At 37.8% G+C, this 19,391-nt stretch carries 13 protein-coding genes; 9 read left to right on the top strand and 4 right to left on the bottom strand.

Features of this window, described 5'->3' with window-relative positions; translation table 11 throughout:
- Nucleotides 1-151 precede the first annotated feature (151 nt).
- The 4 genes from B5G52_RS12425 to B5G52_RS12440 form a co-directional block, all read right to left on the bottom strand.
- Nucleotides 152-1,405 carry a type II toxin-antitoxin system HipA family toxin gene (locus B5G52_RS12425; protein WP_254911199.1) on the bottom strand — a complete coding sequence of 418 codons (1,254 nt, stop codon included), beginning with the start codon at nucleotides 1,403-1,405 and terminating at the stop codon, nucleotides 152-154.
- A complete protein-coding gene (locus tag B5G52_RS12430; protein WP_087532970.1) occupies nucleotides 1,386-1,661 on the bottom strand; it encodes a helix-turn-helix transcriptional regulator in 276 nt (91 codons plus the stop codon). Before B5G52_RS12430 ends, B5G52_RS12425 begins: the two co-directional genes overlap by 20 nt.
- Before the next feature lie 2,621 nt (nucleotides 1,662-4,282).
- Nucleotides 4,283-5,704, bottom strand: coding sequence for a DEAD/DEAH box helicase (locus tag B5G52_RS12435; RefSeq protein ID WP_087532971.1), 1,422 nt, complete (start codon nucleotides 5,702-5,704; stop codon nucleotides 4,283-4,285).
- Complete coding sequence (locus B5G52_RS12440) at nucleotides 5,701-6,210, bottom strand: hypothetical protein (protein WP_087532972.1); 510 nt, start codon at nucleotides 6,208-6,210, stop codon at nucleotides 5,701-5,703. The genes B5G52_RS12435 and B5G52_RS12440 overlap by 4 nt, the downstream gene beginning before the upstream one ends.
- A gap of 97 nt (nucleotides 6,211-6,307) precedes the next feature.
- Here B5G52_RS12440 and B5G52_RS12445 point away from each other — a divergent pair, with 97 nt between their 5' ends.
- From B5G52_RS12445 to B5G52_RS12490, 9 genes are all read left to right on the top strand, one after another.
- The gene (locus B5G52_RS12445; RefSeq protein WP_087532973.1) at nucleotides 6,308-6,532 is read left to right on the top strand and encodes a helix-turn-helix domain-containing protein; all 225 of its coding nucleotides are present in this window, start codon (nucleotides 6,308-6,310) and stop codon (nucleotides 6,530-6,532) included.
- A gap of 273 nt (nucleotides 6,533-6,805) precedes the next feature.
- Nucleotides 6,806-7,075, top strand: coding sequence for a hypothetical protein (locus B5G52_RS12450; protein ID WP_087532974.1), 270 nt, complete (start codon nucleotides 6,806-6,808; stop codon nucleotides 7,073-7,075).
- 240 nt (nucleotides 7,076-7,315) lie between these two features.
- Nucleotides 7,316-7,954, top strand: a complete 639-nt coding sequence (locus tag B5G52_RS12455) for an RpiB/LacA/LacB family sugar-phosphate isomerase (RefSeq protein WP_087533042.1) — start codon at nucleotides 7,316-7,318, stop codon at nucleotides 7,952-7,954.
- A gap of 429 nt (nucleotides 7,955-8,383) precedes the next feature.
- Nucleotides 8,384-9,316, top strand: coding sequence for a hypothetical protein (locus B5G52_RS12460; RefSeq protein ID WP_087532975.1), 933 nt, complete (start codon nucleotides 8,384-8,386; stop codon nucleotides 9,314-9,316).
- 18 nt (nucleotides 9,317-9,334) lie between these two features.
- A complete protein-coding gene (locus B5G52_RS12465; protein WP_087533043.1) occupies nucleotides 9,335-10,513 on the top strand; it encodes a hypothetical protein in 1,179 nt (392 codons plus the stop codon).
- Between the two features lie 394 nt (nucleotides 10,514-10,907).
- On the top strand, nucleotides 10,908-12,674 hold the full coding sequence (locus B5G52_RS12475; RefSeq protein WP_087532977.1) for a sulfatase: 1,767 nt from the start codon (nucleotides 10,908-10,910) through the stop codon (nucleotides 12,672-12,674).
- Between the two features lie 18 nt (nucleotides 12,675-12,692).
- Nucleotides 12,693-14,801, top strand: a complete 2,109-nt coding sequence (locus B5G52_RS12480; protein ID WP_087532978.1) for a multiheme c-type cytochrome — start codon at nucleotides 12,693-12,695, stop codon at nucleotides 14,799-14,801.
- A 463-nt stretch (nucleotides 14,802-15,264) separates the two neighbouring features.
- Entirely contained in the window at nucleotides 15,265-18,486 is a 3,222-nt protein-coding gene (locus B5G52_RS12485) for an Ig-like domain-containing protein (protein ID WP_087532979.1), read from the top strand.
- A 212-nt stretch (nucleotides 18,487-18,698) separates the two neighbouring features.
- Nucleotides 18,699-19,391, top strand: coding sequence for a DUF1080 domain-containing protein (locus tag B5G52_RS12490; RefSeq protein ID WP_087532980.1), 693 nt, complete (start codon nucleotides 18,699-18,701; stop codon nucleotides 19,389-19,391).

Here is a 19,391-nt window from a genome sequence, read left to right on the forward strand (position 1 = left end):
CAGTTTTGTCGTGATAGTTGTTTGGAATACATATAATCACCTATATCGATGATTATAATTTTAAAGTTATTGAAGTGTAGAGATAAAATTAATCATTCCACACTGTGGAATGATTAAATGCGACTGACTCAGTTGCATAGGTCAGACAAAATTAAACTTGCAGCGTTTTATATTTTTTTACCATATCCTGATCAATCTCCTTGATTAGATTAGGTGACAAGCCTAGATGTTTGGCTTCATGGCTAAACGAACGTAATGTTTCAAATATTTCTTCAGCCATAAGCAAAATTGCTTTCTTTGAAGATAACCCCGACTGAGCCGCTAACTGATCAAGTGCGCTCTTGGGTGTGTGGCCATTACCACCAAATGCCGTCATATGCTCTTTGTAAGGATTAGGACTGTAAACAATGTCGTAGAAAGGCGATAACGTCCAGTTATCGGCGTCACTGGCAAGAAAACTGAAGTTCTTGGAGTGATCATCTTGGTTAACAGTCAGGTAATTAAACAAGCAGCGTTTAATGAGCTTCTGAGATTCAGTGACACTGCACATGATGCGCGTAGCTTTAACCAAATCAATATAGTCCAGAGAAGGCTCTCGAAACGGTGCATCTAACAACCCACACGCAGAAATCATATGGACTCGACCGCCTTGCTCGGTGCAATCGAATCGTTCCTGCTCTAGCCAAAATCGTCCACTACCCGTATCAATCAAATTAAAATCAGGAACCTCAATGCCGACATTACGGGCCATCTGCATGTAGCAATATTCGACTAATGATTCAGAATGCTTCAAGTCAAACTTTTCAGACGTCAGCTTAACGATAAGCTTTGTACCTGGTGCGTCATCTAATGTTGAATATTCCCCATTTGATAAACGTGTTATGTTCATTTTGGGCCTAGCACCACCCGAACCACCAGTATTCATTAAGTGCTCAAGCAGAGCTGACTCGGTGCCTTCAAACTCTTCAATCGCAGCGCGGCCAAGGGTAATGATATCAATTGACTCCTTGGACTCATCAAGTAAATCTAATTCTGGCTCATAGCTCAACGCACCCATGCATCTGTCACCTAGGTAAGCCAAACGCTCTAACGCGGTCACTTCCTTTGGGTTATGGTTGTTCTGTCTAAATACACGATCCATGAGATAAAGACCCCAACCATCTGGGAGACTATCCCCAAAAACCCCATGAATGCCGTAATGTGGCTCTCTAGGCGCAGCTTGCAGGCTTGTATCTGCCTTTAAATTAAATGGAGCTAGAGAGGTTGGGTGAGCACCTAAATAATCCTCATCAAATTGAAAAAAGCTTTGCTTTCTATTTTCAACGAGCTTGCCAACAAGTACTTTTTCACCTGTGCTAAGCGTTCGTTTTACGGTTAGTGCTGATTCAAGCATGTTTGAGCACATCCTCTACTGATTTAAATTCAGGCTCAGAGGGCTTTGTTAGCTCTTTCACTTTTTTCAAGTCACCGACTGTTTCATAAAGCATGAGGAACTGACGCAATGAGATGTTGCCAGATGATTCAAACTTGCGGATTGTCGCGTAAGGTACGCCAGAGAGATCAGCCAGCTTTTGAACACTGAGTTTATCCTTTTTTCGAGCTGATTTGATAAACTCTTTGAGATCCATCTGCAAGTCATAAGCGGTATAAAGGGATAACATACAGTCCTCTAAAAATTGCTATTATCTTGTCGATTATAGCACAAATATTGATTTTATTGCTATCACTGTAGCAGCTTCGGTTGTGGCTGGCGTTGTTTTATAGCATAAATGATAGAGCTAACGTTATGTTTTTGTGTTGCTACAGTAGTAACATTTTAAAAGGTTTTTAATTTTTATTTGCTATCATGGTAACAGATATTAAGGCTGACGCCTTTCTGGTATACAAGCTAGGAGTCTAACATTGAGCTAAGTTGAAATGTCGGCTTAAAAAGTTCGCGGGTGTTCCTCACTTGTTATTCAATATCCGGAATTAGTTAGCCATAATATTTGTATATAATTTAGGCGGTTACCACATCAGGGGGGAACCTTATTTAAGTCGTAGTCTTCATGTGTAAGTTTTAACATATATCAATTTTTATAAAGCGATACATAGGCTATCGAGCATATATAAATTCCATTTCTTTATCTGGGTTGTATTTGCGTATTACAGACAAGAATAGTTGCTTCTCACGAGAATGTTGCTCAGTACAGGTATTCACTTACTCTATAGCGCATCCCCAGAAGCTAACCATCTTGGATTTATGGTCCCGCGCTTGTTACTTTTATGCTTAATTGATCAGTATTGTGCACATAATCACATATCAATAAGATAAACAGGAAAGGTCGAAGGTGAAGGCCGACTCGATATATAAATTTCGCTTTATGGTAGATATTATATTACGGCTTATCAGGGGTTAAATGCATCGCTTGAATATTTGAGCTTGATTTAATTATGGTTGAAACCTTCACAAGGGTGGGCTCAAATTTTAATTGAGACCAGCTATTCAAACTTCCACATCGTATTATTCTGCAACTTTGTATCTTATCCAGTATTCATCAATCTATGATTCAATCTTAGCAACGACTCCCTCTTTTAGCTTCAATAGATGCTGTTCGATTTGAGGTACTTTGGTGGACTTTGGATTCTCCATTTTGTTCTGAGGTTTATATTTTCTGACAGACGTCAAGAGGTGATAAATTTTAGAGGGTTAAATTGAGGGCTGTACATTCGCGCCTAATCAGCGGGATTAAAAAAGCATAAAGTGCACACAAATCTAATTGGGGGCACTTTCCACAAAATGCCCCAACAGGGAAAAAGTATTGAAACTGCCCCCAATTAATAGGGGCATAATTTATTGTTTGCATAATGTTGTTTTTGACGTGCTTTATTTTTAAAAAAACTGCCCATAGTTGGTGCGTTTTTCCCTAAACTGCCCCCAATTAATAGGGGTAATATCTAAAGTGCATTTTTTTACAAGCGCACATTGGGGTTTTTTTACTAAAACTGCCCCCAATTAATAGGGGTAGTTAACTTAAAGGCCTTTTTCTTCATTGCGTGTGAGCAGAACTGGGTAATATAAATAAAGAAAAACTGCCCATAGTTGGTGCGTTTTTCCCTAAACTGCCCCCAATTAATAGGGGTAATATCTAAAGTGCATTTTTTTACAAGCGCACATTGGGGTTTTTTTACTAAAACTGCCCCCAATTAATAGGGGTAGTTAACTTAAAGGCCTTTTTCTTCATTGCGTGTGAGCAGAACTGGGTAATATAAATAAAGAAAAACTGCCCATAGTTGGTGCGTTTTTCCCTAAACTGCCCCCAATTAATAGGGGTAATATCTAAAGTGCATTTTTTTACAAGCGCACATTGGGGTTTTTTTACTAAAACTGCCCCCAATTAATAGGGGCAGTAACCTAGCTGATATTGTTTCTTCGTTGCCTGTGACTTGGTTTGGGTAAAAACATAACAATACTGACTGAAATGTGTGCCGAAAAGACAATATCACTAGAAGTAATGTATCAGCAGTCATAGGTTGTAGTTTGTATTTCCTGTTGATGTGACGATACTGCTCCCGCCAGATATGCGATGTTTTTGATCTCAATTACACAAGGGGAACTAAACAGCCCTAAATTGACCCTTTTTTACTCGTGGCTTAAGAGGCTAATTTGAACTTTAAGCCAAGTAATACTTCGAGTACCAAATTGACCCTAAACTAACCCTAAATTGACCCTTTTTTACTCATGGCTTAAGAGGCTAATTTGAACTTTAAGCCAAGTAATGCGTCGAGTACCAAATTGACCCTAAATTAGCCTTAAATTGACCTTTTTTTTACTCATGGCTTAAGAGGCTAATTTGAACTTTGGGCCAATTAATACTTCGAGTACCAAATTGACCCTAAATTAGCCCTAAATTAACCCTTATTTGAGCTAATTAGGAATACTCATATTGAATGAAAACATGCAATTGATAGTATTTCAAAAGTATTGCTCAAAAAATGAGGGAACACCATACTGCTATTCTGTGTCACTTTGAGAAGAAAACAAAAAGTCGAGCGGATTCAATCTATACATAAAGAAACTAAGTTACTGCGTTAACATTTTCGTTTTGGAATTAACACCTTAAATGTTTTATCCTAAAGTAATAAAATATATTTGGTTAACATGGGCTTGCTGTTTTGTATCTATAAACGAAGATGGTATATCAAACACAGATCTGGTCTTAAGTAAGTTATTGTGCGTTCTGCGGTATTATTGATAGAAATGAGGAGGCTATAAAATTCAGCCGAGATATTTCGTCAATTATCATCTTAATTCAATTAAGCCTAGTGCAATAGCTTCTTGCTTAAAGCGACCAAATATATTTACTACCTGTTCATAAGAGGTTGTTAAATGCTTTTCTGGTACTTCTTTAGGCTGCTCAAAAGTTATATCGTCAGCATTTAGAGCAATTAGCTTAGGCGGTGTTTCTAAAATCCCCATTCTAATATCACTAGATAAAATAGTTACTACTCCATCTTTTGTGTCATTATTTACTTCTGGTTTCATAGTTTCAAACTTGACTACATCAGCTTCAAAAGGTACATCCTGTTTAACACGATAAATATACTCCAAAAGTTTAGGTTCCGCGGGCACATACATTATAGCCTCTTGGTTTGTTGAGTCTGTTATTCTCAAAATCCGACCTAAAACCTGCCTGAAGTGCATTTCTGTTTTAATATTAGTTAAATGGCAGCAAATCTGTAATCGTGGAATATTAGTACCTTCACTAATCATCCCAACTGAAATAATCCACCTACTTGCGGAATGTCTAAATTGTTGAATAATACCCATTGAGTTACTTTCTCTGTAAGTCACTACTACACTTTTTTCATTAAAGCATGCTTGCATTACTGCAGCTATTTTTGTAGCGTGATCGACAGATGATGCCACAATGAACCCTGCAGCATCAGGGTTAAAAGTTCGTATACTTTTTAATTTTTTATGAGCTGAATAAATTATATATTTAATAACATTTTCGTTATTGATAATGTGTTTATAGGGAACAGTTGATTGACTAAGTAAACTTTTAAAGCTACTGAATGTTTTGGTCTCATCACCATTCACGACTGAGATATTGCTGTTATCCACAGCGATAATCTGTGGTATTCGGCAAACATTATCTCTTAGAGCATCAGAAAGCCCATATATATAATCGCATGAAATTTTATTAGTTGACTGCACATAGCTAGAAAGAGCAATTGGAGCTTCATCTGAACGCCAAGGAGTTCCTGTTAATGCTAATGTATATTTAGCCTTATTTTGAATGTTTAATATTATCTGTTCTCCCCAAGCATTAGAGTTTCCAAGGTTAGAGCCAGCACAGTGATGAATTTCATCAAAAATAACGAACACCCTAAATCGGTTGAATAATTGCCAAAATGAGTCATCAAAATATTGTAAATTTTGATATGTTAGAGAGTTTCCCTTAGCCCCCATTTTTCCATCAAATTGCATCTGCGTTATCTCTTGTAAGCTTTCAGCAAAGTCTTTAGCAACCAGGGTAGAAGGAGAAAAACATATAACTAAATCAATAAGGTTATTTTTCAGCAATTGGTTGGCTAGTTCTGAAGCCATTACCGTCTTCCCCGAACCAGGGGTTGCTAACGCTAAAAAGTGTCTTGCACCGTTGATATATTTAGTTAACGCTAGTTCAATACATTCAGCTTGCCATTTTCTTAATTTCATAGTTTATTTTGCTTCATTAATTCCTCTATAGCCCTTATCTTTCCAAGTATTCTGCTATTATTATCTTTAGCTGTATTAAACAGAGGCTGTATATCTTCAACTAACTCAGGGTGCTCGGAATAAAGCTCTTTGAAAGCTTCTGACTCGCCGATATTCAATAATAGTTCTGCTTTATAGTGATTCAATTTTGCAACTAAAGTGTTATGTGCTTTTTCGTTGAAGCTTGCTTTCACTGGTGGTGCTTTTTGTATGGAATTGAGGTACTGAACATCAAATGATTTCGTTTTACTAAAACGGGTTTGACCTTTTTTATTTGTATTTTTCTTAACTAGCCAACCTTTTTTTACAAGCTTTAGAAGTTCAGCATATAACTTTTTTCTCACCACTATAGGATCTAAGGAGGGGTCATTCTTTAAAGTAATATAAGATGAGCGGACTTCACTGGTTGTAAAATTATCAAAATTTGGCGCATTTATAATTTTTGCAACACTAAGATCTATTTTCAAAATAACCTCTAAACAAAATTGAGTTGCTCCTATTTCGGAGCAATAATAAGGTTTTTTTTTGTAACAATCAAGCTCCGCATTCGGAGCAAATGATGTTATGAATATTATTGGAAAGAATATAAAGCGAATTAGAGAAGATAAGTTGTGGACACAAGAGGTTCTAGTCGCTAAATGTCAGATAGAACAATGGGAGATAACGCGGAGTACATTAGCCAAAATAGAATCTAATGTTAGAAGAGTTACCGATATAGAAGTTAAGCGTTTTGCACAAATTCTTGAAGTCTCAACTGATGAGTTATTTATCGAGCGTTCAGGGACTTGAAAATTGATTTTATACCACTCATGACAACCTAAGAATGGGTTTATTATTATTTTCTAGATATCAAATAATTTACATGTAATGTCATATAAAGATGTCGTATGAGTGCATGGCATTGATATAGATACGAATGTAAATTTAGTGCTGTTATATAAATTGCTGCACTTGATTACTTTATATGCTCCTTTCATTGGGGTGTGTAAGAAAGTTGCCAAATAGGGCTCTAAACCGTATTTTTCCGAGTAGTGTTGGGAGATATAAATTTAGGAGCTCTTCATGAATAGCAAAGTTGGTATCTTTTGGTTTGTTGAAAACACATTAGTTTATAAAACTCAAAATGCCATAGATTTAAAACCTGACCTACTTGGCTTTGTTGATAGTTCTTTGCAACACCAAATCGAATGGGAAGAAAATCTACTATATGAGCAATTTGCTTTAAGTCGAGGGCGTTCAAAATTCTGTGTCAGCTCAATACAGACTACTACAACTTCCCCAGAGGCCGTACTGTGTTTAATTCTAATTTGCAAACGTCATTCATTTATTTAGATAAAAAACTATTTAAGAAGCATATTTTGAATGACATAAAAGCTAATTTTTCTTTAGCGAACACAAGCATTAAGTGTTTTACAGATCCTCATTACAACTGCTTCTATAGCTTCAAGAAATAAGGGGTTAAAATAAGATAAACGCTTTAATGAGTTTTTCTTCGTCCTTTATATGTTAATTTCTTTAGAAACTAATGATACACTTAAAATCATATTCACTCACAAAGGTGTAAAATCAGTCATGAAAATAGCGTTAATGTTTGAAAATAGCCAAGCGGCTAAAAATCCAATAATTTTAAACGAACTTGAAAGTGTTGCCTTACCGTTAGAGCATAGTGTTTTTAACGTGGGGATGAATAGCGAAAACGATCATCACCTGACATATGTACATTTAGGTATTATGGCAGGGATTTTAATTAATGCTAAAGCCGTTGATTTTGTATTCGCAGGATGTGGAACTGGTCAAGGTGCAATGATGTCTTTAAATGCTCATGATGGTGTTTTCTGTGGCTATTGTATTGACCCTTCAGATGCCTTTTTGTTTAATCAAGTTAATAATGGTAACGCATTAGCACTGCCGTTTGCTAAAGGGTTTGGTTGGGGCGCTGAGTTAAATGCGCGCTATATCTTTGAAAAAGCTCTGACAGGTGAGCGTGGAGCAGGTTACCCTGTTGAACGTAGAGAGCCTCAGGTTCAGAATGCATCAATTCTAACTCAAGTGAAGTCTGCTTTAGTGAATCGCAGCTATGTTGATTCATTGAAGAACCTTGATCAAGAACTGGTTAAAACCGCAGTATCTGGTGAGCGGTTCCAAGCGTGTTTATTTGAGAATGGCCAAGACCAAGACCTAATTGATTACGTTAAGTCTTTATTAGCTTAATAACCGGTTGGCATTTAATTGCTGACGGTAAATAATGGCCCTTGAGTTGGTACTAACTTAAGGGCTATTTTTATTTACAGCGCTTTTGATCACTTATCCAGTCTTTACTGATTTCAGATGGTGGTATGTCTTTGCTTCATTGGCAATTACTTTCCTTATCGAATCACTTAATAACACCTGCATATTCTCCCCACCTTTTTGTTGTTAAATCAAAATCACTTGCCTCAAGCTTCTTAGTCTGCATTACGCAGTTATTTTCATTGGTGCAATTTGGGCTTAAGGAAGCTGGCCAGTTAAGATGGTGATCAAAAGATGAATATTGACAGTTTGTTAATTTGTTAATATTCAATTACAATCATATTGGTTCAATTTAGGTCAGTAAAATAGCTATTACAAATTACCGACTTTTATCAAGATAGAGAAATTAATATGAAAAAACTTTTACTACCTTTTATTATTTTAAGCACTCTTTTAAGCGTAGCATGTAGTCATAACGCAACACTTTTGGAGGGTGAAACAAAAGAAGATTCTCCCAAGCAAACGATAAAAGTCAAATTTGAAGCACTGAACCCCCCTAAGGGCCGCTTGGCCATAGTAATAGATGGGAACTCTCCTGATCCAGATGATATTGGTGCAACACCTGTCATGTTGGCACTTTTACAAGATACGGGCTTATCTAGCCGACTCGTTCATTTATCTCACTCTTGTGATTTAGACCCTTTTAGAAACAAAGCTCGATATCAAATTGATGCCGAAAATGAAATGCGTCGACAAAATAAACTAGACGAACTAAGTCGCAGAGGTATTGGTTTATTTGGACCATTTAATAATTTACGTGATTTTTATAACTGCAGGGTTGATCAAGTAGGGGCAACACAAGACTTAGTTGATGCAATCAACGCATCGTCTATTGAGAATCCGCTTTGGATAATTGAAGCGGGCGAACCTGATCTTATAGGTTATGCGTTGGAAGCTGCACAAAAAAGTAAGGTGCAACATGTTCATGTTGTTTCGCATCACCCTGCAAATGATAACAGTGGTGACTTTTTCACTTGGCAGCAAATTTTAGACTTTGGAGTAAAAGAACACCAAATAGGAGATCAAAACGTTGGACTCCAAGGGCCTATAGCTGATTGGGATTGGGCCAAAAATCATCCAGACAGTGGTATTGCCTTTATTTGGGAAATGATGGCCTATGCTGAGAAGGACGGTGTTGTGCCATTTCAGACTAATAAATTTGATTGCTCGGATGCAGGAATGATTTATTGGTGGATAACAGGTGCTGACAATGGCGGCAATAAACATTCAACGCCAAAAGAAATAAAAGAAGTATTACTGTTAGATACGATTAGTAAAGGCTAAAGCATGGGACTCTCAAACATGAAATCTAAGCTTTTTAATTTACCAATAGTAATCGCTAGTTTTGCAGCGTCAGCAACAAATATTAATGCGGGGCAGGTTTATCATGAAGATTCAGGCTTCGTGGTGATTGAAGCAGAAAATTTTTCAGCCCAACACCTAGATGATAAGAGGCGGTGGTTGGTGTTTTCAAAAAATACAGCTACTCATAATTTTGCTGATGCAGACCAAGCTCATTACCATGATGCAAGTAACGGGGCTTATATTGAAATACTTCCCGACACCCGTAGCAATCATCATGAAACGCTAGTTAGAAACGATAACTTCACAAACAATGCCGGCACAATGGCTGTGCTTAGTTATCCGGTTTATTTTGAAACGCCCGGAAGATATTACGCTTGGGCAAGAGCATACAGCACTGGAAGTGAAGATAATGGTGTGCATTTAGGCATAAATGGGCAATGGCCAGAATCATCGCAGCGCTTGCAATTATGTGAGGGTAAACATGCTTGGACATGGTCTTCTGCACAGCGAATTGAAACAAATCATTGCGGTACACCCAATACCATTTATATTGATATACCCCATAAAGGTGTTCATAACATTATGGTATCAATGCGTGAAGATGGTTTTGAGCTCGACAAACTGCTCTTAACTAAAGATAAGAGTTACATACCTGCGGATAAAGATAAATCAGAAACACTCAGCAACCCCAAGCCATTACAAGAAAAAACACAACTGTTTAAGATATCGGATTACACGCGGATTTTACACGCCATAGACGACTTTAAGATAGAAAATACGGGTGAAATTCCCTATTACCAACATAAAGCAGAGAATGCTTTGGCTATAAATGCGGTGAAAACTGCTTACAGAAATAAATTTGCGCGTGCAGAATATATTGTGCAAGCCAAAGAAGCCGGAAGCTATATTCTTAACTTAGTAACATTGGCAGAAATAGACGGCGAGTCGACATATATTGTTTCAATAAACGACAAAGTGATTGGCGAGTTTACTAACCCTGAAACGAGTAATGATTACCAAGAAATATACTTTAGCATGCAAAGGGTTGAACTAACTTCAGGAGATATAATAAGCGTTTCTTCTAAAGCCGTCACCAATGGTAAAGTTCCTGAAAACGGAGGGACCGCATATGCCAGAGGCAGATGGCGTGCGCTAGTACTTAGCAGAATTAATTAATGACGTATATATTGTTGCCGTGATTTGTTGTGCGCGGCGCAAATCGAAATACCATTTTACTCCAATCAGGTAATGCTTGCGCTTGTTTTTGCAACATTACCATCGATTCACCTTGATCAAGCATAATAATAGTCTGGTTTTGCGAGGAGTTTTGGCACAAAAAAGGGCTAAAACGATTCTTAAACATAAATAGAGACAATACTTATTTAAGGTGGCGATATTTACTGTTACGCCATAGTTTCAATTGAATTTGATTGAAAATGATATATTGTGACTGTTGTGAGAGCGAATTGTTACATATTTAATATAAATATGGAGTAATTTATCGAAAGTGCATAGCCATTTTATTAATCCAATGGTTTTGCTTTTTTAAACATTAGGAGGTAGTTCGCCTGTGAGTCGCATTCAGTTTAGTTATAAAGTTATTATGGCTGGGGTACTTTTATTTTGTGCAAATACTGTATTTGCAGAGGCAAAAAAAGAGAACGACAGTAAGAAAAGCAGCGCTACTAAGCCAAATATCTTATGGCTAGTGTTAGAAGATATGAGCCCTATTATTGAGCCGTATGGTGATAAAACTATAAAGACGCCAACAATCACTGAACTTGCCAATCAAGGGGTAACTTATACGAATGTTTACTCAACCTCGGGTGTATGCGCTCCGAGTAGAGCTGCAATAGCCCTTGGTATGTATCCTTCATCTGTTGGCGCGAATAATATGCGTACAACGTCAAATACAGAAGAAACTGGTTTACCAAAGTATGAAGCGGTACCACCAGCCAGTGCAAAGATGTTAAGTCAATATCTGCGTGAACATGGTTATTACACGACGAATAACTTAAAAACAGATTATCAATTTCAGGCACCAAAAGGCGCATGGGATGAAAGCGGTCCTTACGCCCACTGGCGTAATCGCAAAGCTGGACAACCATTTTATGCAGTGGTCAACTTTACAACGACTCATGAGTCTGGGTTATTTGAACCTTATGGCTTTAGAAAAATAGAATCACGTCATTATTTTTCTGATGATAGGAAAAAGATTGCCCAATTGCCTCAACACCATGCGGTAAAATCATCTGAAGCAGACACACCGGTTCTAGTGGCCAAAGATCTTGATTTTCCTATCCCTCCTTATTTACCAGATACGCCAATCGTCAGACGTGATTTATGGAAAATGTACAATAACTTAGCAGAGACAGATAATCAGATTGCAGCCGTATTGCAGCAGTTAAAAGACGATGGTTTGTACGATAATACAATTATTATGTTTTATTCAGATCACGGTGGCCCCTTACCACGACAAAAACGATTAGTGTACGACAGTGGCCTCAAGGTGCCTTTTATAATTCGTTATCCCAATGCTAAAAACGCAGGAGAAAAAGATGATCAACTTGTCAGTTTTGTTGATTTTGCGCCAACACTTTTGAACTTAGCTAGTATAGATAAACCTACACACATGCAAGGTAGAAACTTTTTAGGCAAACAACAAGCTGCCAAACGAGAGTATATTCATGCTGCGGCGGATAGATTTGATGGCTTTACAGATGTTATTCGTGCCGTAAGAAATGAACGTTTCAAATACATTCGAAACTACCGACCAGAGCAAAGCTATTATTTGCCAGTGGCTTATCGTGAAAAAATACCTACCATGCAAGAGCTATTGCGTTTACGAGATGCAGATCAACTTACACCGGCACAAGCTTTATGGTTTAGAGATAAAAAAGACCCTGAAGAATTATTTGATTTAAACAATGACCCCCATGAGCTAAATAATATTATTACCGACCCTAGCTATAAAGAAGTGGTTTCTGAGCTTAGTGATGAAATGGACCGTTGGTTAAATGAAATAAACGATGATCCAAGCCTTCCTGAAGCTCAACTTATTCAAAAACTCTGGGCAGGAAGTGAGTTACAGCCAGAAACCGCAAAGCCACAATTTAAATTTAGTAATGGCATAATGCATTTAAGTAGTCCAACGCCTGGTGCGGTGATTTCTTATCAATTAAGCAACACCAATACACCTGAGCTTTGGCAATTATACAAAGGACCTTTTAAATTGGAGCGAGCAAAATCTGTTAAAGCCGTTGCTCATAGAATAGGTTTTAGCGAAAGCGAGAGTACTATATACGATTATGACCCAATTATTAACTCACATCATTAGTGTTTTAAGTAGAAAAAAATGATAAAAATACTCAAGATTATAGTAGTTGTAACGCTTTTGATGGGCAGCTTTTTTTCTATTGCTAATGAGGAGTGTTCTTCATGTCATAGCAAGGAGGTGTCTGATTGGCAGCAGTCTCACCATGCCGGCGCAATGGCGCAAGCCACGTCAGATAAAGTATTAGGTGACTTTAGTGGTGCAATTGTTGAACATTTTTCTCAAAAAGCATTGTTTTACACTAAAGATAATGAGTTTTTAATCGATTTAACTGAGAACAATACAAAGCAGACTTATAAAGTAAGCTATGTATTTGGTTTTACCCCACTTCAGCAATACCTTATTGAAGTAGAGCAGGGGAAATACCAAGTTTTTCCTTTCGCATGGGATAGCCGAGAGGCTAAAAAGGGTGGGCAGCGCTGGTATGCAAATTATGAAAACGAAGACGTAAAGCCTAATGATCGTCTGCATTGGTTACAGCCCTTACAAAATTGGAACGGGATGTGTGCAGATTGCCATTCCGATAATTTAAAGCGTAATTATGACGTAGAAAAAGATGTGTTTGATACGCACTTTTCAAACATAAATGTGGGATGTGCTTCTTGTCATGCTGATATATCTGAAGATCACAAAACAAACCCCTTAGCAAAGTCAAATAGAGTAAAACCCACAGATACATCTGGTTGGAAAATAACAGGGAATAACAACATTGCTACTTGGCATGGTGAAGAGCGTGACAATAGCTTTATGGAAACATGTTATGCCTGTCATTCATTACGCAGTCCACTTACAGATGGTTTTAACAACAAAAAAGGTTTTTTAGACCAGTTTAGTCCTTCTTTTTTAGAACCTAATTTGTATTACCCTGACGGACAAATTAAAGAAGAAGTTTATGTATTTGGCTCTTTCAAACAAAGTAAAATGTATCAGGCAGGTGTAAATTGTGTTGATTGCCATGATAAACATACTATGAAAGTTAAATCGCAAACGAATGGCCTTTGTCTTCAATGTCACAAAAGTAGTGAATATAATGCGCCAAAGCATCATCGCCATAAAGAAACATCAGTGGGCAGTCAGTGCGTTAATTGTCATATGCCCACTAACCGCTATATGGGCGTGGACGATAGGCGAGACCATAGTTTTAAAATTCCTCGCCCTGATATTTCTATTGATTATGATACACCTAATGCATGCACTCAGTGCCATGATGATAAAACTAACGAATGGGCTAAGAGCAGTTTAGAAAAGTGGCACGGTAAAGCTCCAGAACTGTCTAATAGTCAGCGTGCTATGTTAGAACTTCGATCAGCTAATAGGGTGCCCTTGAATATCCATTTAGAACTGATTAATGATATTTCATTGAGCGAAATAGACAGAGCTAGCGCTATTACATATCTAGCGAATTCTGGCTCAGAATTAAATGATTCGACTATAACAAAGTGGGTAAACTCACCGTTACCTTTGATCAGGTTAGCCATAGCTAAAATAGGATATATGTTACCTGAGGTAGAGCGCCTAAAAAGTTATAGTGAATTATTAGGTGATAAATTTAAAGCTGTCCGAGTTGCTGCTGCACAAAACTTAAGCCACTATAACAATCTATCAGATGAATTGAGCCACGCAATTGTTGAACTCGCGCAGTCTAATAAAATTAATTCATGGCGTGGAGAAGGCCACATCAATCAGAGCATGTTAGCACTCAATAAGCAGGATGTTAGCTCTGCAATTAATTCATTGCAAAAAGGCATTGCAGTAGATCCTTACTTCGCTCCTAATTATATAAATTTATCTGATATATATTTCCGCCAAGGTTATGCCGACAAAGTGAATGAAGTACTTGAACAAGGATTAACAGCTTTACCTCGCTCGGCTGCGTTGAATTATGCAAACGGAATGGCGCAAATCAGGAGTAATAAAAAGGTCGAAGCGGTTAGTTACTTTAAAAGAGCAATGGAACTACAAAGTGATAATGTACAGTATGCTTATTTATATTACCTTGCCTTAGATAATGCCGGTTTCACTTCAAAAGCGCTTAATGAATTAAAAAGTAATTTAAAAAATTATAATAACTCAGAACAGTTTATTGAGCTCAAATTTAGTTTTGAAAATAAACTAAGAAAGAGCGAATAACATTACCTATCGACTGTGCGAAAAGATTGTTTTATCGGGGATGACCTTAATTTCCAGATTTAGATGTTTCGCACAGCGCTATTTTAAACTAATAACTTTTCAATACTTGTTCTTCTATGCCCGGCTAGTTGGCTCTTTGATGTATATGCCATGACTCGGCCTGTTAATTAAGTTGGTAACACCTCAGAAACTGTTAAATAAGTAAATAAATGCCCACATTTTTACTTGTCACTGCTTCTATAAATATAATTGAAACAAGCATTTTAATGCTTTCGCATGTTTATTTTTGTTTGTAAATGATATCTATTGATCACTATTGATTTTTGTTATATTTACAGTTAACTAAAAATTAACTTTAAGGTCATTAGATTTTACATTGAGACAGTCGTAGAGAAATAAAGACAACATTAAGCACAACCGAGCCAACTCAGGCTTTTTAACACAATTATAAATAGAGATAATCATGAAAAGTCACACAATAAAAAGTAAGCTTAAGCTTACATCGATACTATTTTTTAGTTCTGCATTAAGTGTAGCTGCCCACGCTGAAGTAGAGTTAGAGCAGCAAGTTAAGATTTCAGATATAGGTTTGCATTTTGACGGCCAAGATTTAGATTTCAGCAGTGTTGATAGCCCTGATACGGGAGAGAAGTATGACTTCTTTTTTGGCCGGAATATATCAGCGCATGGTGATGCGGTAAAAACGTATAAAAACTATGTGTTTATGACTTGGTATCAGGGTGGAAAAGAAAAACGTAACGTAATGTTGAGCCGCTATAATACGTTAACAGGCACTTTAGCCACGATTGAATTTCCGCATCGTCATACGGGCTTTAGAGGAGATCCTCTGGTTGGGGAGTCGCATAATACGATTGGGTTAGCCATAAGCCCTGTTAATGGCACAATTCACATGGTTTATGATATGCACGCCTATGACGATAACAATCATGGTGGAAAATTTAAGGATGACTTTTTTCGTTACTCATTTAGTGAAACTGGTGTAGCTGATTTACCTGACGATCAATTTACATTGGATAAATTTGTTAAAGATACTAGTAGTGTCAGTCAAGGCCCAGACGATTATAAACATTTAACTATGACAGGAGATTTAGCGGATAAAGGCAACTTTGCACGTTTAACATATCCTAAATTCTTCACTAATACTGATGGTACATTGTTACTTTATATGCGTTTAGGGGGTAATAATAATGGGGCTTATGTGTTTAATCGATATGACGCAGAGACACAAAAGTGGTCCAGTTTCACTAAGTTTAATCATAACAATCAAAAAAGCTATGGCAATGCTTATAATTGGGGCCTATATGGCAACATGAAGTATGTTAATGGCAAGCTGCGTGTTGGTTATCAACAACGCAGTAACGATAACGATGATAGGTACAAGTATCAAAATGGTGTTTTTTACGCTTATTCAGATCACCCTGATGGAGCCGGCCAGTGGAAAAATCATCAGGGAGAACCCATGACTTGGCCATTGGTCAACTCAGATGAAATCAAAGTATTAGAACCTGGAGATTATATAGATCATCAAGAAGCAAACTCAGTTTATATTGTTGGGAGCTTTGATTGGACAGTAACAAAAAAAGGAGATGTGCATTTTATAAGTAAAGTTCGCTCAACTGACAGAAACCGCCCTGACTATCAAGAAATATACTTACATTCATACAAGCCTGCTAGCGAAACTGAATTTATTACAACAACCGACTTTGTTGGTGCCAGTGAGATCTATACTGCTGGCGATAACATCTACATTATAGGTTTAAATAATGGCCGCCCTTACGTTGAGAAAGCAGAAGGTGGAACCAATAATTTTACGCGAGTATATGAAGCGACTGATGGTCCTGTATTCGATCACGGCACCATTTATATTAAAGATGGCAAAGTCTATTACTATTTGATGGAACGAGGCGCGGGTAATGCCTTACCACTTCACTTGCAAATCATTGATTTAGATATTGAAGCTGATGCAAACGCACCTGTTGTGAATTTTCCGTCCACATCACTAACTGTAGAGGAAGGTTATAATGAGTTATCTTTCAGCGTCTCTGCGACAAGTCCTGATGTTCAACGCACGATAAGTAAAGTTGATTTATATGTCGATGATACGTTTATTCGTTCAGATTCTGCTGCGCCCTTTGTTTGGGGCCATAAAAATAAACCCGCGGAACTATTAGGACTATTACCAGGTACTCACACTTTTAAGGCGGTTGCTACTGATAGTGAAGGCAATGTTGGCTCGTCTACCATGCAGTTAATTGTGCAATCGAATGGTCCTAAATTGAGCTTTCCTGAACCTAACTTAACGCTACAAGAAGGCTATGAGCAGCTTTCTATTACCTTGCAAGCGACAAGCCCAGTAACTGGTCGCAGTATAGACTCGGTGACTTTATATATTAATGGCGAACTTGTTCGTAAAGATAGCGCAGCGCCTTTTAATTTTGGCCATCAGTTAAGCCCTCATGAAACTGGTGCAATGGGCTGGTTGGACACTCATGAACCAAACCCATCACCTCTGGCGGTTGGCACTCATACTTTCACAGCTGTGGCTATCGACAGCGAAGGAGATGAAGGCACCGCAACAATGATCTTAAAGATACAAGGCGAACCAAAACCTCCTATTGTAATGTTCCCTGAAGAATCGATAACTGTTTTTGCAGGTTATGAAAAATTGGGGGTGACAATTGCGGCAGAATCTCCTGAGGATGATCGAACTATTCAGTCCGTTACGCTTTATGTAAACGGTGAGTTGGTGCGAACAGACACTAAACCTATATGGAATTTTGGTCACTCGTACGCCCCTTATGAGCTTGGCGCTATGGGATGGTTAGAACAACATGAGCCTAACCCTAATCCGCTTGGTGTTGGCCAGCATACAATTACAGCTGTGGCTGTTGATAGTGAAGGTCTTGAAGGAGAAGGTTCGATGACGTTGATCGTCGAGGAAGTCCCTGCACCGAATGTTAATTTTGTTGAATCAGAGGTTAGTTTAAATGTTGGTTATGAGTCTTTATCGCTCTCAGTGCATAGTGAGTCTGTGGTAAATGGAGTTGATATAGAGCGTGTTGAGCTTTATGTTGATGATACGTTGGTTCGCGATCTTTGGCAGCCACCATTTACATGGGGTGGGGAAGAATACCCCGCTGAGTTACAGGGCCTACCAGCTGGTGTTCATGCTCTAAAAGCTGTAGCTACTGACAGTAATGGTAAATCATCACGGGTGGAAATGCCTCTTGTGGTTAAACCTTCGATCGTATCGGTGACTTCAGAGCATAGAGATTACTTGGCATCAAACCTGTTAGATGGTGATGTATCAGATGCGTCTAGCTGGCGTGCTGCTAAAAAGGGGACTCAATCTGTTGTGATTGATTTAGGGGAATCAAAAACCATAACAGGCACGCAACTTTGGTCAGAGCCTGGGCAGGATATCAAATATCAGGTATCTGTTTCTGATTATCTAGACAGTGACTATAGCAAAGTTGCAAAACATAAGAGTAAATTTAAACATAAATGCAAACATAAGCATAATCATAAATGTGAAAGTAAGTTCGATAATCAAAGCAATCAACCTACAGTTACATCATTTTATGCAGAAGGTCGATACGTTAAGTTAAAGGCTATAGATAAGTGGCCAAATATCAATGAATTTGAAGTGTTATTTCAACACTAGTACTCACTCCTTCTAAAAAATACAGTTGCTCGTTATTCGGTGATACCTAGCGGGCGACTGACGCTTACAGAAATAGAGCTTCAAAGTAGAACAAAGCTGGTTTGACGTTAACATTTTGCTCATTTTGAATATTTAGGTTGCGCAAAATCGACTATATATGCCAATATCAATCAAAATAAATCACACGCAATCATGTTATGGAGGCTACTTTGATGCGCTTAAAGCTATTCTTGTTTGTTTTATTCTCGTTTTGTATCGGTGTTTGTAAGGCTGAGCAACGCGTTAATCTTCTTGATCCGCAGTTGAGTCAATTTGAGAATGTATATGCAGATGGTGATGCAAAATTTGTAGATGGCGAGTTACATTTATTATCAACCCAGAATTGGTTTTTAACGACGAAGCTACGTTATGACAATTTTATCCTTACGGTGGATATTAAAATGCCGCAAGTGAAAGAATACAGCAATTCCGGCGTTATTTTCAGAGGTCAAATTGAAGAAAATGACAAAGGTAAATTTGTTGTTGGCTATCAGGCGGAAATTGATCCGAGTGAGCGACGTTGGAGCGGCGGATTATTCGATCAAGGTCGCAGAAAGTGGCTTTATCCTTTACACCCTAAACGCAGTCATCGGGATGAAGATTTCATAAAAAGCTATTTACCCCAGTGGTCAGAGCAACAAGCGAGTGCTTATAAACAGGGCGATTGGAATCATCTACGGATTGAGTGTAATGGTTCTACGTTAAAAATATTCCTCAATGGCGTGCTTACTACCCATGTTGAAGACACTAAAGATAAAGAAGGTGTGATAGGGCTGCAACACCACGGTAGCAAATTATATAAAGAAACTGGTCATAGCGATAACGTTGTTAGGTTTAGAAATATCTTTATCGAAAAGTTAATTTAA

The organism is Pseudoalteromonas sp. A601 (genome assembly GCF_002165575.1).
Classification (GTDB): Bacteria; Pseudomonadota; Gammaproteobacteria; order Enterobacterales; family Alteromonadaceae; genus Pseudoalteromonas.

Excerpts from the sequence above, each read along its gene's own strand:
- B5G52_RS12425 (WP_254911199.1), bottom strand. The coding sequence starts at position 1,405 with ATGTGCTCAAACATGCTTGAATCAGCACTAACCGTAAAACGAACGCTT.
- B5G52_RS12430 (WP_087532970.1), bottom strand. The coding sequence starts at position 1,661 with ATGTTATCCCTTTATACCGCTTATGACTTGCAGATGGATCTCAAAGAG.
- B5G52_RS12435 (WP_087532971.1), bottom strand. The coding sequence starts at position 5,704 with ATGAAATTAAGAAAATGGCAAGCTGAATGTATTGAACTAGCGTTAACT.
- B5G52_RS12445 (WP_087532973.1), top strand. The coding sequence starts at position 6,308 with ATGAATATTATTGGAAAGAATATAAAGCGAATTAGAGAAGATAAGTTG.
- B5G52_RS12450 (WP_087532974.1), top strand. The coding sequence starts at position 6,806 with ATGAATAGCAAAGTTGGTATCTTTTGGTTTGTTGAAAACACATTAGTT.
- B5G52_RS12455 (WP_087533042.1), top strand. The coding sequence starts at position 7,316 with ATGAAAATAGCGTTAATGTTTGAAAATAGCCAAGCGGCTAAAAATCCA.
- B5G52_RS12460 (WP_087532975.1), top strand. The coding sequence starts at position 8,384 with ATGAAAAAACTTTTACTACCTTTTATTATTTTAAGCACTCTTTTAAGC.
- B5G52_RS12465 (WP_087533043.1), top strand. The coding sequence starts at position 9,335 with ATGAAATCTAAGCTTTTTAATTTACCAATAGTAATCGCTAGTTTTGCA.
- B5G52_RS12480 (WP_087532978.1), top strand. The coding sequence starts at position 12,693 with ATGATAAAAATACTCAAGATTATAGTAGTTGTAACGCTTTTGATGGGC.
- B5G52_RS12485 (WP_087532979.1), top strand. The coding sequence starts at position 15,265 with ATGAAAAGTCACACAATAAAAAGTAAGCTTAAGCTTACATCGATACTA.
- B5G52_RS12490 (WP_087532980.1), top strand. The coding sequence starts at position 18,699 with ATGCGCTTAAAGCTATTCTTGTTTGTTTTATTCTCGTTTTGTATCGGT.